The organism is Catenulispora sp. GAS73 (genome assembly GCF_041262085.1).
Taxonomy (GTDB): Bacteria; Actinomycetota; Actinomycetes; order Streptomycetales; family Catenulisporaceae; genus Catenulispora.
Map to the genome: position 1 here is coordinate 111967 of NZ_JBGCCM010000001.1, position 18483 is coordinate 130449.

The window sequence follows — 18483 nt, forward strand, 5'->3', positions numbered from 1 at the left end:
ACCCCCAGCGAGCGGAGAACAGGAACCGCTGCGCCCCGACGAAACCGAAGTCGGGAGCGCAGCGGCATCCAGCGCGTCCAGCGCTACTGAACCGTCGCTACTGAACCGCGCTACTTAACCGTGTAGTGGTACGGGAAAGCGGCGAGCTCATCGCCGGTCGGCGACGGGCCGTTGTTGCTCAGCGCCTTGGAGTCGTCGAGATACACCACCCCGGACACCGCGCTTCCCGCCGCCTGACTCGGCGTCACCGTCAGCGTCAGGGTGGCCTCGCCGCCCGGCTGCACGACCACCGGCGTGAACGCGGCGTTCGGATTCACCCCGAGCTGCCACAAGTCCCCGGTGTTCGACACCGCGTCGGCGTTGAACGCCTGACTCACAGCCGTCATCGACACCGTCGCAGTGGAGTTCGCGGTGCCGCTCGTGCCGCCGAACGCCCCGCTCGGCTGCGGGACGACGTCCCAGTCCCCCTGCGTGACGCTCCCGCCGAGCCGCGGAGCCTGGTAGCTCGCGAACGCATCGTCGCCGACGGCCGTGGACCCGACGTCCGGCTCGCCGTTGAACGGCGACGAGTCGAACTGGACCGGCGCCGTCGACGTGACCGCCGTCGAGAGCTGACTCGTCCGCGTCGGCACGATCCACTGCGGCACCGGCGCGACCGACGACAACGGCAGCGTCAGGTTCGCCGACGGCGTCGTCGAGGCCAGCGGCATGGTGACGTACTGGTCCAGCCGCGGGTCCAGGAAGTAGGACTCAATACCCTGGGACGAGTTGTGGACGGTGAAGCTCATCGTCACCGGCTTGCCGGCGGCGATGACTCCGCCCTGCGGAACGCCACCGGCCACCGCACCGACGCCGTGGAAGTCGACCTCCCCGTCGAACGTCGTGTCCAGGGCGTCGCCGGTGACCGGGTTGGTGAAGGTGACGATGATCGTCCACTGACCGGCCTGCGGAGTCAGCACACTGAGCTGAGCCCCGGGACTCGCGACAGTATGCTGACTCGCCCCGCTGCCCTCCAGCGTGATGTTCGAGGCGCGCGCTGGGTTCTGGCCGTCAGGCGACACCAGGTAGACGAAGTACGGGTCCGTCCGGTGACCGGCCAACACAGTGCGGACATCCAGCGCGGGCTTCCCGGCCGGGACGTTCACGACGAAGAACTCGCTCTGCGCCGGAACACCACCGCGGCCGTTCCCGCCCTGGATGTCCGAGGAGAAGACCCCCACCCCACCGTTCGTCGCGACCACAGACCGCAGCGTCATCGGAATGGAGCTGCGCCCCGACTGCGGCGAGCTGATCGCCAGCGACGCGCTCAGATCCCCGGCACGCGCCGGCGTCTTCGCGCTCACGGCTATGTTCATGGACTGACCCGGTCGCAGCGTCACGGTGGACGGACTCACCTGGCCGAAGGGCACGAACCGCGAGACCGCGGCGTTGAACAGCACCTTTCCGGTGTAGCCGCTCGCGGTGTTGTCGTCGGAGATCACCGCGGTCCACGTGCCCGGCACAGGATTGTGCACGTCCACATGACCGTGGTTGCCGTTCCCGTTCGGCAGGCTGTTGGCGGTGAACTTGCCGCTCGGGTCGAGCAGCACCAGATTCACCGGATCCTGCTGAACTCCGGGCCAGGCTATGTTCGAGTCCAGACGATCCTGCCCCGGCGGCACCTGGAACGTCACCTTGACGTAGTTGTTCGTGACGCCGGACTGGTCCACGTAGGTCGAGCCGCCGTTCGCCAGCCGCGCGGTCCGGTTCGCCACGACGTCGATCGGGCTGAGCGTGCGCCCGGCCAGGCTGACGGTCTGCGTGCTGGTGCCGGTGTTCGTCAGGCTGGTCGTGAAGTGCTGCACCGTCCCGGGCGCCGCAGTGGCGTCGAACTGGTCGGCGCTCATCATCAGGGTATTGCCACTGGCGGCACCGTTGCCGTCCGGGGTGTGCACGGACTTGGCCGCCTCGACCGCGCGGTAGGCGTCCACCAGCCCCGAGCCCTGCTCGGAACCGACCACGTCCAGGTCGTCCGCGGTGCTCTCGATCAGCTGGTCCACCAGCGCCGGGGTCGGGCTGGCGCCGGCGTGGCCGGCGCGATAGGCCTGGATGACGAGCGCCGCGACGCCCGCCACGAGCGGACCGGCCTCGCTGGTCCCGCCCTCCTGCAGCACCGGGCTCGGCTTTCGCAGGGTGTTCAGACAGTCGGGCGCGATGGTCTTGTCCGCGGTACAGATCATCCAGTCCAGGTCACCGGGCGCGACGACGGAGATACTACGGCCCTGCTCGGTGGCGCCGCCGGAAGACAGGGAGCTGATGTTGTCGCTGACGTACCCGGTCGCCCCGATGTCGTCGTAGCCGTTGGAGTCGGCCTGCGCGTAGGAGCGGAAGGTGGTCGAGGCCCCGACCGCGATGACGCCGGGCTGCGAGGCCGGCGACCAGATCGTGTTCTGGTTCCCCGCGTCGTACGACGGCACGGTGATGGTCACGCCGGCGGCCATCGCGGCCGCGTTGGCGGCCTTGATCAGGTCGGCGCTGGTGTCCGGCATCGGGAAGCTGCCGGCCTCCTCGTTCAGGACGTTGACATGGTCGACGGTGACCGCGTGGTCGATGGCCTCCAGGAACGCCGACGTCGTGGTGAGGTCGTTCTCGCCGTAGACCTTGTACGCGTCCAGGGTCACGCCGGGGGCGACGCCCTCCAGGCGGATGAGGCAGGGCTTGCCGAGTGCCGAGGAGGTGTAGTCCTGCAGGTTGTAGACGTGGTCGCCCTGCGCCGCGATCATCCCGTCATCGAGCAGGGACTCGATCTCGTTGCCGGCGAAGACCGTCCCGCCCTCGCCGGTGAAGTCCTGGTAGTCGGCGATGACGTGCGAACCGTCGGGCCGGATCAGGTCCGGGGTGTTGACGTCCATCTCGGCGGCGATGTCGCCGACCGTGACCCCGGCGCCGGTGTAGCCGAGCGAGCGGGCGGTCTTCGCGCCGGGCACGTCGGAGTCGGCCTTGATGGACTCCAGCGCCTCCGGATCCAGCTGCACGCCGCCGTTGGCCGCACAGGTCCCCGACGGGAGGGTCGGGAGGGTCACGGACGCCGCGCGGGCCGGTCCGCCGCCCTTGGCCGCGCCTTTGGCTACGGCCGAGGGCAGACCCGGCAGAGTCAGGCCGCTGCGCACCTTGATCGCCGCGTCGGGCACGACCTCCGCGACGTTCGGATCGCTGCGCAGCACCTGCTCCTCCGCCGGCGAGACGGTCGCACTCAGGGCATTGATGACGCTCAGCGACCGCACGTTCCGGCCGCCGGAAGACTTGAGCGATCTGAGCAACGGCGCCTGCGCGGAATCGGCCGCCGCCCGGTCGGCGGCGTGCGACGCCATGACCACGATCACCGGCAGGCCCACGGTGGTGGACGGTGCGGCGGAGGCGGACGCGGCGCCCACGGGTACCCCCGTGACAGTGAGCGCCGCCGCGCACAAGCAGGTCAGCACGGCGCTCCGGCGCCGACGAAGGAGGGGCATGTACTCTCCGATTCGGTATCAGGGCACTGTGGCTGGTGGTGCCCGGCCACCGATTCTGGCCCCGGTTCCGACGATCGCGCTAGAACCCCAGGGTGCTGATACTCCTTACTCCGAGCCGAATGACTTCCCGTTACTTCCAGTCGAAGCGGTAGGCCCGGTAGGTGTTCACCCCGGCCGGGAACTCGGCGCTGAAGACCACCGCACCGGTCCGGTCGAACTCCGAGACGTACGGCAGCGAGCCCCAGCCCACGAACACCCGGCCGCCGCGCTCGGGCTGCGCGTCGCCCTGCGAGGACGCGGTGAGCCCGGCGGGCTGGGCTTCGGAGCGGATCAGGGTCGCGACATGCTTACCGGGGTCGAGCTGCACCGTGACGACCCGGCTGTAGGGGTAGTCGGAGACGGCGCCGCCGCCGGTGTTGGCGACGCCGGCGGACTCGTTGTCGAAGAAGCTGTAGCGGCCGCCGCCCAGCGGCTCCGGGTCGTGCTGCCAGGCGAAGAAGGCCCCTGCGGTGTTCAGCTCCTGGCCGGCGGCGGTCCGGAGCTTGAAAGAGCAGGCCTTGCCCCCCAGCTGCCACAGCACCTTGCCGGTCGCGTGCGAGATCTCGTAGGCAGTCCAGGTGTTACGCGCGTCCACGAGCAGGTTGCCGCCGTCCACCTTGACGGCGTTGATGTGGAACCAGTCCCAGGGGGTGTCCGGCGACGCCGGCAGCGGCTGCTCGCTCTGCGCGTAGGGCACGTGGTCGGCGCTGTTCCACTGGAAGAGCACCTTGCCGGTCGCGATGTCGATCTCCTGCACGACGCCGTCGATCACCTTCTGGTGCGCCGAGCCGCCGATCGAGGTGAGGTCGGCGGTCCTCTCCGTGTAGGCGAGGATCAGCGCGGTGTTGCGCGGGGTGATGACGAACTCGTGGCCGTCGGCGGTGTAGCCGTTGCCGGCGTGGACTTCGGCGATCTGGTGGTAGCTCGCGTCGTAGATCACGTCGGTGCCGGACGCGAGCCCGCCGAGTCCGGTCCCCTGCCACCAGGTCAGCACCGGCTTGCCGTGGTAGGTCTGCGCACGGAAGTCAGCCGCGGACAGGCCGGCCGGCACGCGGTGCGACCAGACGGTCTTCCTGCCGTCCGGGCTCAGGATCTCCACGCCGTTGGCGTACTTGGCGTCGGAGGAGGACGGCGCGACGAAGATGTCGCCGCGTCCGGCACCGGACGCGTCGGTCAGGACGGTCCAGGCGGGCAGTTGCGGCGCGGCCGAGGCGGCGGCGGTGGCCGGGACGACGCCGGCGATCAGGGCCGCGGCAGCCGCCGTGGCGAGAGCGGCGGCCCGGACGTTCGTTCGAGGAGTGCGCATTCGGCGACGGTAACGAGCTGACCAGCGGCGCAGACAACGGCAGCCGCAGCGTGAGACGCTCTTTGCCGGAATATGAGAAAGCCCCGGTCAACCCGGGCTGATCAGCCGCATCAGGATCCTTCCACCGCGGTCAGGTCGCAGCCGGCGGCGTCGGCGGCGTAGGCCAGCAGGATCGCCTCGGCGGCGCGCGCGTCCAGCGGCGGCACGGCCTGCGTCAGGTGCAGCCCGAGGCCGTCTTCGAGCAGGACCAGGCTCCGGGCGACGGTGTTCGGGGGGCGGGACAGGGTGAACACTCCGACCGCCGCGCCGGCCTCCAGGATCGCGGCGTATACCGCGACCTGCCGCTCGTAGAGCCGAACGTGCTGCGCCGAATACGCGGGATCGCGGCGGGCGAAGGTACCCAGCTCCAGTAGCAGCCGGACCAACTCGTCGTCGCTCGCGGCCGGCACGCCCGATCGGATCATGCCGATCAGGCGCCGCCGGGGGTCCGGTTCAGCCCGGGCGGCCGTCTCCCGGTCCGCGCAGAACCTTTCGACGGCCTCCCGTTGCACCTCGCGCAGAACGTCGGTCAGCGTCGGGAAGTAGTACTGGACCGCGCCGGGGGTCATCTCGGCCCGGTCGGCGACGTCGCGCAGGCGCAGTCCGGCGACGCCGCGGTCCAGGATCGCCTGACGCGCCACCTCGACGAGTTCGGCACGCTTCTCATGGGCCCTGCTCGGTCTTCCCATGGTCCGGAATTCTCTTGGAGACTCTCAAAGAACGCAAGCCATGATCCTCGATCACCGAGCCACACCCCGCACAGAATAAGGGTTAATCACTCATCACCACCGAAAACATTGACGGAGTCCAGGGCCGACTTCTTTGATAACTCTTCAAAGAAGTCCGCTCGGAAGGACGCTCCATGACTGTCTCGGGCACGTCCCCGTCCCGTTCCACCGACACCGCCGGGCACGACCGTCCCCGTCTACACCGCGGCCTGAAGATGCTCGGGACCCTGTTCATCACGCTGTCGGCCATCACCCCGGCCTCGTCCGTGTTCATCATCAGCCCCGGCGTCATCGGCCAGGCCGGGACCGGCGCCTTCTGGGCGTTCGGCGTGGCCGGGATCGTCGGAGTGTTCATGGCGCTGGTCTACGCCGAGCTCTCCTCCGCGTTCCCACTGGCCGGCGGCGAGTACGCGATCACCGCCCGCGTGCTCGGACGACTGCCGGGATTCGTGGTGCTGGGGCTGATCCTGGTCACACAGCTGCTGGTGGTCGCCGTCATCGCGCTCGGCGTGGGCACGTACCTGGCCGTGCTGTTCCCGCACCTGGACGCGGCGGTCGCGGCAGCGGTGACGACCCTACTGGCCACCGCCCTGGCGGTGTTCGACCTGAAGCTGAACGCCTGGGTGACGGGCATCTTCCTGGCCATCGAGATGACAGCACTCATCGTCGTCAGCGCCCTGGGCTTCTTCCACCCCAAGCGCTCACTCGGCAACCTGATAGCGCACCCGGTGTCCGCAGCGGCCTCCGGCTCAACGGTCACCGCGGTCAGCGTCGGCACCATAGGCGCAGCCACCGCGGTCGCAATCTTCGCCTACAGCGGCTACGGCTCAGCGGTCTACTTCGGCGAGGAGACGAAGGACGCCCCCCGCAACATCGCCAGAACCATCCTGTGGGCCCTGGCCATCACAGTCCTGGCCGAACTGATCCCGACCACCGCAGTCCTGATCGGCGCCCCGAACCTGCCAGCCCTGTTCAGCGCGGACAACATGATGAAGTACTTCATCACCGCCACATCGAACTCGACCGTCAACGACGCAATCAGCCTCGCCATCGCCGTCGCCATCTTCAACGCAGTCCTAGCCATCATCCTGGTGACCGCCCGCATGGTCTTCTCCACCGGCCGCGACACCGCCTGGCCCTCCCCGCTGAGCAAGGCACTGGCCACCATCCACCCCAAGTTCGGCAGCCCCTGGATAGCCACCATCGCCACCGGCATGGTCAGCGCCGCCTTCTGCTTCGCAAACAACACCTTCCTCCTGGTGGTAACCTCCACAACCCTCATCGCGGTCTACGCCACCCTCGCCCTGTCCTCCATAGCCGGCCGCCGCAACGGCACCACCACCCACGCCGCCTACCGAATGCCCGCCTGGCCAGCAGCCCCACTACTGGCACTAGCCGCCATCGCCTACGTGGTCTACGAGAACTTCCAGGACCCAAAGGTCGGCCGCCCAAGCCTATGGACCACCCTCGGCATCGGCGCCGCCTCGGCCGCGTACTACCTGGCGGCGGTCCGCCGCCGCGGCGCCTGGGAGCTGAAGGGCGCTGAGGACGCGTAGAGGCGCTCGCCGCCGTCGGCAGGCGGCTCAGCCGGCCACGGTCGGTGACGGGGCAGCGCTGGCCGACCACGTGGTTCTGGGGTCCGACCGGACCATGCGGGGTGTTGGTTCTGGGTCCCTCGCCGCGTCGGCGGGCGAAGCCAACCTGGCCGGTTTGGTGGTGTCCAGCCGGACGGAGCCGGACCACAGCAGGTGTGATGCGGCTTGACGCCACCGGACCGGGCTGGTTCCGTAAGGCGACGACGTGGCGAGGGGCCCAGAACCTCGGTGACCACAAGCAGCGACCGCCGGCAAGCAGCGCGGCGCACCACGAGCGGACAGAAAGCCGAGCAGTCGCGGGCCGCCGCCGAAGCGCCGGACGCACGGGTCGCCCCCTCGCTGTAGAGCGCCCGCCGGAGGCCTCAAGGTGCCCACCACGCACGACGATTGCCGCCTACGCAACGTGTGCGCAGTGACTCGGACCTGTGCGCGGTCGTGAACACGAAAACCGCCAGCCGCCAGCGCACTGCCGCAGAAGCCTGAACCGCCGCGTGGTCGTGTCAGCGAAAACCGGCGGCCGCCAGTGCGACCGGCGAGGCTCAACCGAACTGCGTCCCCCTGCGAGGTCATCAAACCGTGCGCGAAGCCGTAAAAATGCTTGTAAACCCACAAACCAACCGCGCGACGGAAACCTACCGGACGCCCCACCCGCCACCACCACCCCGCACCCCCTACCCCTCAACCAGCCACCGATCAAGCAAAGCCAAGTTCTCATCAGTCCCCGGAATCCCCATCTGCACGCACCGCGCCAAAGCGCTGTCCCGACTGGCACTAGCAAGCTCCGCCGCCGACGCCCCCTGCGGCCCGCCGCGCCAGTAGCCCGACAGCTCGTAGCCGCGCAGCACGAACTTCACCTGGCTCACCGTGACCGGGATCCCCGCCTCGTAGCAGCGCTGCGCGACTGCTCCCGCCACAGACTCCACCACATACGGCTGCCCCGCCGCGAGCAGGTCCCGGACCTCCGCGTGGATCTGCTCGAACAGTCCCCGGTACGTCGCCGGCGCCAGCTTCGGCATGCCGGTGGTGGAGTGCACCGCCGTGATGAACGCGGCCAGATCCGGATCCAGGCCCTCGGTGGCGTCCGGCGTCGGGACCGGCCGGCTGTGCCGTGCGGGGTCCAACACGTACCCGGGCGTCGCGAAGTCGACCACCAACGGCTGCCCCTCCAGCGTCAGCGTCAACGACCCCAGCACGTCCCCGAACGCCCCGTACCCGAACCACTGCCCCCCGACGGTCTGCCCGCGCCCGAACTTCTTCATGAGCTGGCTGGCAATACTCGCGTGCGACACCGCCTTCGGCGACTTCCGCACCAGGTCCTCGATGAACTCCCCGATCCCCTCCGGCAGCCCGCTGGACTGCGAGAGCTGCGACAGCCCACCGTCGGCAGCCACCCCCACCGTGCTCGCCGAACGCTGCAGCCCCAACAGCTGCCGGGTGAACTCCTCATCGGAAACAACCAGGTCGCACGCCGCACGGTAAGCATGCGCGACCGGACTACTGGACACGCTCACCGTCCGCCGATCATGACTCCTCAGACGCAGCATCACCGCCGTGAAGTCAGCATCCGCACTCATGACGATCACCTCGTCATAGCGAACCGGATGCGCCAAAATATCCAGAATATCCATCACCATATGGATGTCCGCGCTGCTCTTGCCGTGCTGCGTCAGCGAAGGACAGTCCACAACCCGGAACCCGGCACGCGTGAAGAACGCCCGGAAGCCCTTGGTGTCCTGAACCGGGTTCAGGTAGCAGTTGCGAGTCAACAACAAACGCCGGACCGCGCCCTGCGATTCGGGCTCAGAGCCCTCCGTGCCCTCGCCGCCGGGGGCTTGGGCCACCTCGGGAACACGGGTCAACCAGCTCAGCCACGCCTCCGGCGACCGGCTGAACACCTCCGCCGCCCGCGGACTGGAGTCCCGCAGCCCAATAAACACGTTGTCGAAGTCGACGAACAACGCCGACCGCAGAACCCTGCCGTTCGCTTCCCCACCTGTCAGCACGCTTCCCCCTCGGCCGGAAATCCCCATCAGGATTCTGACGGACCGACGGCCTCGCCGGGAACAGGAGAAGTGGGTGCGCTACCCCCTATTCGGGAAAGCGCACCCACCCCAATGGGGCTTAGCCAGAGCTCAACTGGCGCTTGCTACTTGGCGTTCAACGCCGTGTCATCGAGCACGAAGCTGGTCGTACCACCGTTCTTGTCGGTCTCAGTCCCAGTGAACCGCAGCGTGACGCTCTGCCCCGCATACGCCGACACATCACTGCTGTGCTGCACGTACCCACTCGCCTGGTCCAGGTTGCTGAAGCTCGCAAGCGTCGTGAGCACAGTGCCCGACGAGTTCAGCACCTGAACGGTGAACGTGTCCGGCTTAGCACTGGACGTGTTCTCCGTCGTGTCAACGTGCAACCAGTACGACAACGTCGCAGTACACCCAGCCGGAATCGTCACCTTCTGCGAAACGGTGTCAGTGTCACTGCTGCCGTTGCCGTTCAGCCACGCCTCCCACGACCCCGAGTGCGGCGGCTCGCCGCTCGTGCTGTTGGTGATCGGGTTGAAACCGAGCGTAGAGCTGCCGGTCCACCCACTGCTGGTACCGCTCTCGAAGCCCGGGTTGACCACCAACTGAGCCGCAGTACAGCCACCACCCGAAGACGAGGTCACGGTCAGCGTGTACGTAGCAGTGTGCGTGCCAGACGCCGCCGTACCGGTAACCGTGATCGGGTAGGTCCCGGCAGCAGTCGTGGAACTCGTCGCCACGCTCAGTGTCGAGCTCCCGCCGGAGGTTACCGACGTCGGGCTGAACGTGACCGTCGAGCCGGCCGGGCCGCCGCTGGCGCTCAGCGCCACGGACTCAGCGCTGCCAGCCGTGACCGCAGTAGACACGGTCGCGCTCGCGGTGCCACCGGCGGCGACGGAGCCCGAGGACGGCGCAGCCGACACCGAGAAGTCGCTCGACCCAGTCTGCGCCGGAAGGAACGTCCACGTCTTCGTCGTGCTGGAGCTGCTCCCCGCCTTGACCTTGCCCGAAGAGTCGTTGATGTACTTCTTACCGGACTGGATGTCGGTGAACGTCAGGTCGGTGTTGTACGACCACTGCTGACTCGGCCCCGCCGTACACTTCTGCATCGAGATCTGCGATGTCGAGTAGTCCGCGCAGAGGTTGTTGATCTGCAGGAACGTGCCGTCGAACGTGAACTGCTGGCTCGCCGCCGAGCTGTCGCACGCCGAGGTCACCAGCAGCACCCCGGACGAGGAACTGTCGTTCGGGTCGGTCATGCACTTGCCGGTCGAGACGTTCTTGTACTGCCCGACGGTGATCGTCGGCCTCGCGCCGCCGTAGCACGCGCCGGTGCCGGTGTTGAAGATCGGCTCAGAGGTCACCGTCTCGTTCGACGGCGGGTTGACGATCACCGGCTCCATGGACGGCGTACCGTCGGAGTTGTAGTCGGTCAGCGCGTCCTCGCACTCGATCGCCTTGAACGCGTTGCCGCCCTGCCCACCGAGCCACAGGTCGAGGTGCCGCAGGTTGGGGCCGCCGTTGGGCCCGTGGCCGGTCCAGTCCGCGCTGCACTCCTCGCAGCTGTCCTCCATGATGAAGTACTTGCCGACGCGCGGGACGTAGACGATCGTGCCCGGCGGCTGCTCGCTGGAGTCGGTGGCGAAGGTGATCGGGTCGGAGTAGGTGCCGGTGCCGCCGGCGGTCTGGTGGATCTGCGGGTAGGAGATGACGCCGCCCGGAGGCGTGTTGTCCCACCAGCCGTAGAAGGTGAGGAACGTCTGCTCGGTGGTGCCCGAGGCCGCCGCCCGAACCGGGGCGGCCGCCTGGGCCTGGATCGTCGCCTGAGCGTGAGCCGTCGCCTGAGCCGGAGCGGCGATCAGGCCGAGGGCCGCGCCGATGCCCAGGCAGAGGGCTGCGAGCGCCGTGAGCAGGCGCCGTGGGGGTGTCTTCATCGCTGGTTCCCCTTTCGTCGGAAGAGCTGGGGACGCGGCCGCGGTGGGGCGAGAAGGGGGCCGCGGTGGAGCGTGGCGGTGGCGCCGGACGGCGTGACCAGCGGTGATACCGGCACGCCGTTTTCGTTAGTAACCTTTCCTAACCAGAAAGGAGAGTAAGCAGCATCCTGCGGAGCGTCAAGACGCTGGCGTCACCGCTTACCGCCCGGCGCCGTCTCCGAGTTCACGCCGCACCGCGTCCCAAGCGGCGGCAGAAAGCAGGGTGCCGACAGGCTCCAGGAGTCGGTACATCGCCGAGCCGTAGCGAGCGGCCAGATCGGCGTTGTGCGCGAAGACGTCGAGTTCGTTCGCTGCGGTGATCTCCAAGAAGGCGCCGAGATCCTCGGCAGCCGGCTGGAGGTCGGCTTGTGCGAAGCGGTCACGGAAGACCGGACGCTCGCCGCCGCGCAGACGCGGGTAAGTCACCGCGCGGTCGCAGCTGGCATAGAGGTGAACCAAAGCCTCGGGACGCTCGCCGATCAGGTCGACGAGGACGCGTCGCTCGGCCAGGTTAAGCAGAGATGGCGCGAAGCCATCGGTGCCATACGTCGCGTGACATAGGCCTGCCGTCTGAACCTCAGGCGGCGCGCCCCATTCCGCGAGCCGACGGCTGACACGGTTCAAGTGCTGCAGAAGGGTGCCGCCGGGGTGCGGCATGTCCGCGGCGCCGTGTGCACGCAGGAACTCGTCGATGGCCGGGCGGTCGGCGGATGCGGGTTCGTTCAGAATCTCGCTCACGTCACGCGTTCTACTCGCGAGTACAACCGAGCGCAACCAAACATGACCGAGATTGTTAAAGCACGCACCAAATTCCGGGCGGCTCACGGGTGTAAGTCTCGCACCACGCGACTACAGCCCGACAGCACCATCAACCAGTTCACGGCAATCCAGTTCCCCGACAGTCCACGACCAACGCGTTGGCCTGCCTGCGCACTGTCATGAATCCGACAACCGCACCCGACGCCCGTCCGGCCCCGCCGGATCCCGCCGGAATCCCGCCGCGCAAAGCGACATCCCAGGTACTCAGCGTACGAATCCGACCCGCGCGCCCGCCCGCACGCCCCGCACCCGTGCGAGCACAAACCGCACCGAAACGCCGCGCCCCAGGTCATCCAGTCGCCGAATCCCACGTTTCCGAATCGTTACGGCCCGGTGGCGAGATTTGGACCTCACACCCCTGGCGCTCACCGGCTCGCGCCCCATACTTTTTCAATCCTCCAAAAGAGCAATTCGTTGGCCGCCCTGACAAAGACGCGTGAGGGCTGTCCCGCGTCAAAGCCTGTCCGCACCGCCACCTGCCGCCAGGATGCCGCGCGAGAACCGCGGATCCGCCACAGAACAAGCAGACGACGGTGTGCGCCTTCGGCACCCTTTAAGGAAAGCTAACGATGAGAAGCCTGATCATCCGGACCATGACGGCCGGCACCGTCGCGGCACTCGCTCTGGGGGCTTGCAGCAGCAACTCTGGCGGATCGGCGAAGGGGCGCTCGCCCTTCGTCGGAGTGATCCTTCCGGACACCACGTCCTCCGCGCGCTGGGAGACCGAGGACCGGCCGGCGCTCACGGCCGCGTTCAAGGCCAAGGGCGTGCGCTACGACATCCAGAACGCGCAGGGTGACAAGGGCCAGTTCCAGGCGATCGCCGACCGGATGCTCAAAGAGGGCGTCAACGTGCTGGTCATCGTCGACCTGGACGCCACCTCCGGCTCGGCGGTGCTGGCCCAGGCCCGGGCCCAGGGCGTGGCCACCGTCGACTACGACCGCCTCACGCTCGGCGGCGGCGCCGACTACTACGTCAGCTTCGACAACGTCGACGTCGGTGAGCAGCAGGGTCAGGGCCTCACGCAGTGCCTGGCCGGGGAGACCAAGCCGGTCGTGGCCGAGGTGAACGGCGCTCCGACGGACAACAACGCGACGCTGTTCGCGCAGGGCTACAACTCCATCCTGACCCCGCGCTACGCCGACGGCAGCTACATCAAGGGCCCGAACCAGTCCATCGCCGGCTGGGACAACACCCTCGCGGGCAAGACCTTCTCGCAGATGCTCGCCGCGAACCCGAACATCAGCGGCGTCCTGGTCGCCAACGACGGCATGGCCCAGGCGGTCATCGCGGTCCTGAAGGCGCACCACCTCAACGGCAAGATCCCGGTCACCGGCCAGGACGCGACCGTCGCCGGCCTGCAGTCGGTGCTGAACGGCGACCAGTGCATGACGGTCTTCAAGGACCCCTCGAAGGAAGCCGCGGCCGGCGCCGAGCTGGCCATCGACCTGGCCACCGGCGCCCCGGCGAACACGGCCACCGCGATGGTCCCCGACACCGTCACCGGCAAGCTCGTCAAGTCCGTGATGCTGACGCCGGAGGCCATCGTCAAGGCGAACGTGAACGATGTCATCGACGCCGGCGCGGCCACCAAGGCCGAGGTGTGCACCCCGCAGTTCGCGGCGGAGTGCACGGCGGCCGGGGTCCACTGACGGTCATCGGCTGACCGGGGCCTGGTGCACGACCGCGCACCAGGCCCCCAAGGACCCAGACCCACTAAGCACTCAGCCCCACTAAGCACCCAGACCCGCTAAGCGCCTTCCGGCCAGGTCAGCCGATCGCCGCCGCGAACACGTGCAGCGGCGAGGACGTCCCGCCCGGCAACGTCACCGACTGCACCGTCTTGCCGGCCTGAAGCGCCACACTGTCGTAGAACACCGAGGCCTTCCACGGCGACTTGCCGCTGGAGGTGTTGCCGTACGCGGAGGTCACCGCGACCTGGGAACCGGGGAACGGCGAGGTCGAGGCCCAGTCCCCGAACCCGAGCGTGAACTGCTGCGTGCTCCCGTCGGTGTAGGTGATCGTCGCGGTGCCCGAGGACTGCCCGTTGGCCGCGGCGCCCAGGAACCCCAGCGTCGTGCCGCTGCCGGTGATGCTGAACGAGCGTCCGTCGGCCTCGACGTTGTCCGAGGTCCCCGCCGCCGAGCTCGGCCAGGTGAAGGTCAGCCCACTGAAGGTGAACTGTCCCCCGGGGTTCAGCCCCGCAGCGGCCAGCGCCTGCGCGGAGAAGCTGTTCCCGCCGCCGTCGATGTTGCCGGGCCCGTGGTTCGCGTCGTCCGTGATGGACACGTTGTTGAACCCGGCGGTCAGCGACGGATAGGCCACGGTGGTCTGCGTGCCCGAGATCCCGGCCTGCGCGCCGCCGACGGTCTCGGTCACCCCGATCACGTGCGGCCCCGGCTGCTGCGACGCCGGCACCGTCACCGACCACGTGGTCGAGACCGTGGCTCCGGCCGCGACCGTGGCGAAGGTGTCCGGCGTGCTGTTGGCGGCCGTCCAGCCGGCCGGCAGCGTCAGCCCGAGAGCCACGGTGCTCAGCGCCGCCAACGACGGGTTCGCCAGCGTCGTGGTCACGGTGCCCGACGCGCCGGGCTCCAGCGCCGGCGGAGCCGTGATCGCCAGGTGGTCGGACTTGATGGACAGGGCGAACACGTGCATCGCCGGGATCCCGCCGTGCGGCTGCGCGCTGCCGGACGGCAGCGTGATCGACTGCACAGTCTTGCTCGGGTCGAGCGTCACCGGGAAGTAGTCGATCGTCGCCGCCCACCCGGTCTGGTTCCCCGGCTGGTTGCCGTACGGCGCGCGGATCGCGACGTCGCCGCCGGTCGGCGGGGTGCCGTTGGCCCAGTCGCCGAAGGCGATCGTGTAGGGCTGCGTGCTGCCGTCGGTGTAGGTGATGGTGCCGCTGCCGCTGCTGGGTCCCCAGGTGCTGGTCCCCAGCAGGCCCAGCGTGGAGCCGGAGCCGGTGATGTCGATGGTCTGCCCGGCGGCGACCACGTTGTCACTCTGTCCGACCTGCCGGTCCGGCCAGGTGAACGTGAGGCCGTCGTGCACCAGCGGCGCACCGGGCGTCACGCCGACCGAGGCCAGCGCCTGCGCCGAGAAGCTCGCGCCGGCGCCGTCCAGATCGGCGCCGCCCCGGTTGCTGTCGTTGGTGATCGCGTCGTTGTTGAAGGCGGCCGGCAGCGACGTGTACGGCACCGCCAGCTGCTGGAAGCCGGTGCTGTCGTGCTTGCCCCGGACCGTGGCGTCGGCGTTCAGCGTGTAGGTGCCGCCGGCGCCGCTCGGCACCGTCACCGACCAGGTGGTGGTCACCTTCTGGCCGGCCGCGACGTGTGCGAAGCTCGACGGGCTGGTCGCCGTCGCGCTCCAGCCGGCGGGCAGGTCGAGGTTCATCGCGACGTCGCTCACCGCGCCGGACCTACCGGAAGCGGCCGAGGCGGTGTTAGTGAACGTCGTGCTGACCGTCGAGGCCTGACCCGGCTGCGCGAGCGCCGGGGTGGTGACCGACACCGCGTGGCCCACCACGATCGGCGTGGCACCGCTGACACCGTCGACCGTGACGGTGATGTCCGCGGCTCCCGTGCCGACCGCGGTGACCAGTCCCTTGGCGTCGACGGTGGCCACGCGCGGGTCGCTGCTGTGGTAGCTCACGTGCGCCTTGGACAGGTCGGCGAAGCTGCCGTCGGCGTCCGCGGCCTCGACGACGTTGTCGGCGGTGACGCTCATGTTCCGGCCCTGCGGAACGGAGCCGACGCCGGTGGTGTCGTCAGCGATCCACGGGTTCTTGCCGGTGAGGTCCAGCGTCTGGCCGACCTGGAAGTCGACCTGGTCCGGCTGCACGGAAACGGTGCGGACGCGCTGCGTCAGCGTCCCGGTCACCGCGACGTCCACGCTGCCGCGCAGGTCGGTGGCGTCGGCTCCGACCTGGAAGGCGTAGGTCCCGTCGTAGACCACGGAGTTCATGGTGGTCGGGTTCCAGATGCCCAGATCGGGGATCTGCGCGGTGATGGTGAGCCGCTGGCTCTCCCCCGGCTTGAGGACCTTGCTCTTCTGGAATCCGACCAGCTGTTCCTTCGGGAAGGTCTGGCCGGCGACGGTGAACTTCGGTGCGGCGTAGAGCTGCGCGACGGTGCTGCCGGCCGTGGTGCCGGTGTTCTTCACCGTGACGGTGACGCTCTGGCTGCCGTTGGCGTCCGCGCTGTGGTGCTCGGCGTGGATGCCGGAGAAGGCGAACGTCGAGTAGCTCAGGCCATAGCCGAACGGGTAGGTCGGGGCGCCGGTGAAGTACATGTACGTGCGGCCCAGGCCGCCGGTCTCCGCCGGGGTGAGGCCGTAGTTCGACATCGCGGGGAGCTGCGAGTCGTCGGCGTACCAGGTGAAGTCGAGGTGCCCGTCCGGGTTCTGCTTGCCGAAGAGCACGTCGGCCAGCGCGGTGCCCTGGCTCTCGCCGTTGAAGCCGCTGAACACGACCGAGGCGAAGTCCTTCTGGACGTCGTCGATCCGCACCGGGCCGCCGGACTGGATCGCCAGCACCATGCGGGAGTTGCCGACCGCCGCGATCTGGTTGATCAGCGAGTCGTAGTTGCCGGGCATGGCGATGGTCGTGCGGTCCTTGCCCTCGTCGGCGATCTTCTGGTTGGTGCCGACGAAGACGACGACCGCGTCGGCGCCCGCCACATCGCTGAGCGTCTGCGCCGAGCAGGTCGCCGCGGTGGTGGCGTCGGTGGAGGTGCCGCAGGCGTCGAAGGTCACGGTCGCGCCGGGGTTGGCCTTCTGCACCGCGGCGGTGATGCCCTGCACGGCGCTGACCTGGAGCGTGGGATCGCTGGAGTAGTTGCCCAGGGTCACCGCGTTCGCCATGTCGCCGACGATCACGATCTTGTTCGTGGTGGCCGCGGACAGCGGGAGCAGCGGCTTGGTGGCGCCGGCCGCGGGCTGGTTCTTCAGCAGCACCAGCGAGTTGTCGGCGACCTCTGTCGCCAGCGCCTGGTGCGCCGGGCTCTGGATCTGCGCCTTGGTGATGGCCGTGTAAGGGTTCGAACCCGCGGGGTCGAACTCGCCGGTCCTCATGCGCACGGTGAAGATCTTTACCAGCGCGTTGTCGATGACGCCCTCGCTGAGCACCCCGGCGTTGATCGCGGCCGTCATGTCGGCGTAGGTGTTCTCGCCGCCGGCACAGTTCAGGTCGGTGCCGGCGCGCAGCGCGTACGCCTGGCCGCCGGCCTGGGCCGGGACGGTGGTGCCGGTGGCGGTGTCGGTCCAGGTGCCGGTGGAGCTCTTGCCGTCGGTGGTCCAGCCGGGCGGCGCCCAGTTGTGGCCGCTCGGGAACGTTTGGTAGGTGGTGCCGATGGCGCCGCAGTCGGAGGTGATGTAGCCGTTGAAGCCGTACTGGCGCTGCGCGAGCTGGTTCGCGGTGTAGGTGTCGGCGACGCTCGGGGTGCCGTTGATGGCGTTGTAGGACGTCATCAGGCCCGAGACGTGCGCGTTCTCGATCAGGGACGCGAACTGCTTGGTGTAGTAGTCGTGCAGGTCGGTGTCACTGACGTTGGAGGAGACGCCGGTGCGGTCCTGCTCGACGTTGTTCAGCGCGTAGTGCTTCGCGGTGGCCGCGACTTTGAGGTATCCGGTCTCGGATTTGCCGCTCGGAGTGTTGCCCTCGTAGCCGTTGACGAAGGCTCCGGCCATCTGCGAGACGAGGTACGGGTCCTCGCCGAAGGCTTCGTCGGTCCGGCCCCAGCGGGGGTCGCGGTCCATGTTCACGGTCGGGGCCCAGAACGTCAGGCTGCCGTAGTCGCTCGCCGAGGGGCCGAGATTGTTCTGGTTCACGCCGAACAGCGACTTGTCCAGGAACCCGCGGGCCTCATCCGAGATCGCGGTGGTCTCCTGGTAGATCAGGCTCGGGTCCCAGGACATGGTGCTGGCGAAGTTGGTCGGGAAGCTGGTCGAGCGGACGGCGCCGCCGTTGCCGTTGTTGTTCTGGTCGGCTCCCAGGGTGTTGACGCCGTGCTGGCCCTCGCTCCAGTACGTGTACTGCTGCACCCCCAGGCGCGGGATCGCCGGGCCGCTGTTGGTGCTCAGCTGCGCGACCTTCTCCGGGAGCGTCATGCGGGAGACCAGGTCTGCGGCGCGCGCCTCGGCGCTGTAATGCGGGTTGAGATAGATCGGCACTTGGGTTCTGCTGTTCGCCGCATCCCCTGCGTTACCGGCGGTCGCGGCTCCGGCGGACGAGGCCGGAGCCGCGGTCACCGCGATGCCCAGCCCGATCGCGAGGGCGACGGTCGCTTGGGCCGTCCTGCGCAGTCTGGGCCGTTTGGTGCGTCTGTGCTGTTCCATTGCGCCTCCGTACTGGATGCCTGCTGGAGCACTAGCCGCCCCTCACATTCAGCCGACTATGCGCGAAAGTCAAGGACCCTGAAACAACTTCCGCCGCAGTTTTGACTAGGACGAGATTTACTCCGTTGCTATGGTT

General features: G+C 68.6%; 9 protein-coding genes. 2 read left to right on the forward strand and 7 right to left on the reverse strand.

The genetic code is table 11. From position 1 onward, the window contains the following. Positions 1-110 precede the first annotated feature (110 nt). The 3 genes from ABH935_RS00445 to ABH935_RS00455 form a co-directional block, all read right to left on the reverse strand. Complete coding sequence (locus ABH935_RS00445) at positions 111-3413, reverse strand: S8 family serine peptidase (protein WP_370375720.1); 3303 nt, start codon at positions 3411-3413, stop codon at positions 111-113. A 208-nt stretch (positions 3414-3621) separates the two neighbouring features. Next, complete coding sequence (locus ABH935_RS00450) at positions 3622-4836, reverse strand: arylsulfotransferase family protein (protein WP_370375721.1); 1215 nt, start codon at positions 4834-4836, stop codon at positions 3622-3624. 110 nt (positions 4837-4946) lie between these two features. Beyond that, positions 4947-5564, reverse strand: a complete 618-nt coding sequence (locus ABH935_RS00455; RefSeq protein ID WP_370375722.1) for a TetR/AcrR family transcriptional regulator — start codon at positions 5562-5564, stop codon at positions 4947-4949. A gap of 173 nt (positions 5565-5737) precedes the next feature. Here ABH935_RS00455 and ABH935_RS00460 point away from each other — a divergent pair, with 173 nt between their 5' ends. Further along, positions 5738-7159 carry an APC family permease gene (locus ABH935_RS00460; protein WP_370375723.1) on the forward strand — a complete coding sequence of 474 codons (1422 nt, stop codon included), beginning with the start codon at positions 5738-5740 and terminating at the stop codon, positions 7157-7159. 710 nt (positions 7160-7869) lie between these two features. On the opposite strand, the gene ABH935_RS00465 is transcribed toward ABH935_RS00460, so the two are convergent. The 3 genes from ABH935_RS00465 to ABH935_RS00475 all read right to left on the reverse strand — a co-directional run bounded on the left by ABH935_RS00465 (position 7870) and on the right by ABH935_RS00475 (position 11930). Beyond that, complete coding sequence (locus ABH935_RS00465) at positions 7870-9201, reverse strand: NYN domain-containing protein (RefSeq protein WP_370375724.1); 1332 nt, start codon at positions 9199-9201, stop codon at positions 7870-7872. A gap of 143 nt (positions 9202-9344) precedes the next feature. Further along, positions 9345-11153, reverse strand: a complete 1809-nt coding sequence (locus tag ABH935_RS00470; protein WP_370375725.1) for a ricin-type beta-trefoil lectin domain protein — start codon at positions 11151-11153, stop codon at positions 9345-9347. A 198-nt stretch (positions 11154-11351) separates the two neighbouring features. Then, positions 11352-11930, reverse strand: a complete 579-nt coding sequence (locus tag ABH935_RS00475) for a DUF6817 domain-containing protein (RefSeq protein WP_370375726.1) — start codon at positions 11928-11930, stop codon at positions 11352-11354. A gap of 650 nt (positions 11931-12580) precedes the next feature. Between ABH935_RS00475 and ABH935_RS00480 the strand changes: the two genes are divergently transcribed. Continuing rightward, entirely contained in the window at positions 12581-13663 is a 1083-nt protein-coding gene (locus tag ABH935_RS00480) for a sugar ABC transporter substrate-binding protein (protein WP_370375727.1), read from the forward strand. 118 nt (positions 13664-13781) lie between these two features. On the opposite strand, the gene ABH935_RS00485 is transcribed toward ABH935_RS00480, so the two are convergent. Continuing rightward, positions 13782-18347 carry a glycoside hydrolase family 3 C-terminal domain-containing protein gene (locus ABH935_RS00485; protein WP_370375728.1) on the reverse strand — a complete coding sequence of 1522 codons (4566 nt, stop codon included), beginning with the start codon at positions 18345-18347 and terminating at the stop codon, positions 13782-13784. Between the last annotated feature and the right edge of the window lie 136 nt (positions 18348-18483).